Below are 581 nucleotides of genomic sequence, written 5' to 3' on the forward strand. Positions count from 1 at the left end.
CGTATTCAAACGTTAATGCCTTACGCTCACCGACAACACCGATAAAACGGCCAATGCGCTTGGCAAATAAAAAGTTAAACAGGTAGTTGATCAAAAACAGTAAGGTAATGTCTGCGGCAGAGTAGCCAAACTTCTCTACCATCAGGAAGCCCGCAAATACAGTGAAAATCTGTCGACGCGCACCACTCATAAAAGTGAGCGCGTAATACAACCAGTAGCGTTTACGCAGTACGAGTTTCTTATTTTGTGGCACAGCTGTTTTGAACTGAGGAAACGCCAGTGCCATCACGATGATCAACACAAAGCCAACGCCACCCGCCAGCAAATACACGGTTTTGAAATCAAATTTAAGCTGCTCTAGCAAAATCCAAATCGCGCCGTAAGTAAACAGAGAAGCCAGAGCGCCGACCGAGATAAACTTGCCTAGCATTTCTGGCGCTTCTTCTTTCGATAGCCATTGCAAAGACAGGGACTGCTTCAATGTTTCAAAGTAGTGAAAACCAGTGGACATCAACAAGGTCGGAAAAAGTAAACCGGACAAAGTGGGAAAGTAACCTGTTAATGTTGTACCAAGTGTTAGC

1 pseudogene is annotated in these 581 nt (G+C 44.8%); it reads right to left on the reverse strand.

The window, feature by feature from the left end:
• Positions 1 to 581 (reverse strand): annotated as a pseudogene (locus R7Z50_RS29425) (MFS transporter); the annotation flags it as partial.

It is taken from the genome of Vibrio sp. 1249-1, from assembly GCF_033340495.1.